This is a genomic window from Bathymodiolus platifrons methanotrophic gill symbiont, from assembly GCF_002189065.1.
Taxonomy (GTDB): Bacteria; Pseudomonadota; Gammaproteobacteria; order Methylococcales; family Methylomonadaceae; genus Methyloprofundus.
Genome location: NZ_BDMN01000469.1, coordinates 1 through 2,135, shown reverse-complemented (window position 1 = coordinate 2,135; position 2,135 = coordinate 1). Strand labels below are relative to the sequence as shown.

Sequence of the window (2,135 nt, the reverse complement as noted above, 5' to 3'; positions counted from 1 at the left end):
CTCTTTACTTCGATAGTTTTATCCCTCACTACGATTTCCATTAAACTTATTATTTCGTCCCGGGATAAATGTCCGTCCCAGCCGGTGGTTGAATAGTCCCGAACCATTGGCATATACACCTCATTCAGTAAAATAACCACGTCGCTTTCTTTCATTTTGTATCTCCTTGCTAATTCTGTAGCTCATCAGTGGTGCTATAAGTTACACCTAGACTAATTAAACTCTCGCTGAAAATCCTGGAAACGGAGCTTAAGCGAAGTGAAGATTTTTAGTCCGTGATAGCGATAGGGCCGGGTGTTTTCTCGAAGCGTCTTTTTGCGTAGAGAAAATACAAGGCATTCCGACATCGCGTCAAGCCATTTGAGGTAACTAAATAAAAACCCCTCTAGGGTTTTTATAAGTGGACGCAGGGCGAATCAGGGCATCGCAGATTTTAATCAGTCCCGTTAAGCTTTTGCCGCGAACTTGGGCTTGGACGCCCAAAATGAGCTTTCGCAAAAGTAGGGACTCCCCGATAAAAGCGCCTGATTGTCTACCTGCTTGCGCGCAAATATCAACCATGCAACTCGATATCACAGCCGAGCTTTTGACCCTAACATTACAGGTTCATGCTCAGGAAACTGTTGCAATACCCTTGCCTGCAAAATTTAAACAGTGGCTACCCAATAGCGTTTTAGTTGATAACTCTCCTGCTCAAACCATGATTCGCGATAAACAGGGAGTTTTATGGTTAACTTTAAAACAAGGCAGCCATAAACTAACATTAATAGGTACAGCTCCCTTACAGTCCAGCTTTACACTTCCTTTACCGCTAAAGCCTCACTATATAAATCACACAAGCCAGCAATGGGAAATCGAAGGACTAAAAAAGAACGGTACCGCAGAAAATCAATTACACTTCACACGCATCAAAACGGCAGATCAAAAAAAGGGTCTGCCATCTTTTAGCCCTAGCGCACTGCCTGCTTTTATTAGAATTAAACGAACACTAAATCTTGGATTAGACTGGTATATCAGCACTCGGGTTATCCGCGCATCAAGCGAAGCAACACCTGTTACTCTTGAGGTTCCGCTACTTGAAGGCGAGTCCATCAGCAGCTCAAATATCCGTAGTAAAAATGGGCATGCCTTAATACATATGACCGCTAATCAACAAAGCATAGAATGGCAATCTTTATTAGCTAAAAATGAGCAATTGACCTTAACCGCGCCAGAAACAAATCAATGGTCAGAAGTATGGCGAGTTAATGTCAGCCCTATCTGGCATATCGTGCACAGGGGCATTCCTGCAGTGCACCATCAGAATCAAACTGGCAACTGGCTACCTGAATGGCGACCATGGCCTGGTGAAACTGTAACTCTGAATATCACCCGTCCTGAAGCAATTGCAGGCCAAACCCTGACTATAGACAAAAGTACGCTGCAAATTAGCCCAGGGAAACGCAACCAGGAATCTCGCCTTGACCTGACTATCCGTAGTTCTAAAGGGACTCAACATTCCATTTCTCTACCCAAAAATGCACAACTACAATCGGTCCGTATTAATGGTAAATCGCAGCCAATTAGACAACAACAGAAAACCGTTACTTTACCAGTAAATCCGGGCACACAAAACTACCAACTTAAGTGGCATATTGCACAAACCCAATCTAGCTTATTAACAACACCTGCTCTGAATCTTGGCATCGCCAGCGTGAATACGCATCTAAAGATTGCACTTGCAAAAGATCGCTGGGTACTACTTACCCTTGGACCAAAAATGGGGCCAGCAGTATTATTCTGGGGGCTATTTATAGTATTAGCTGTCCTTGCCTATGCATTGGGTAAATCATGTTTAACTCCATTAAAGCACTGGCAATGGTTTTTATTATTTATTGGCCTCAGTCAAATCCCTCTAACTATGGCTTTTGTTGTTATTGCCTGGCTTTTGGCTCTGGGCTTAAGACAGAAGCAAATTTCTAAAAATGTAAATACCTTTAATCTTATACAAATTATCCTGATTATCTTCACTATCAGCTCTCTAGCAATATTATTTATTGCTGTAGAGCAGGGGCTGCTCGGCTCACCTGATATGCAAATTGCTGGCAATCAATCCACGGCATTTCAACTTAACTGGTATCAAGATCGTAGCTTAG

Annotated in this window: 1 pseudogene; it reads left to right on the top strand. The window is 42.8% G+C overall.

Annotation, left to right across the window (positions count from 1 at the left end):
* Positions 1 to 484 precede the first annotated feature (484 nt).
* A pseudogene (locus tag CDZ78_RS19470) lies at positions 485 to 2,135 on the top strand (hypothetical protein); the annotation flags it as partial.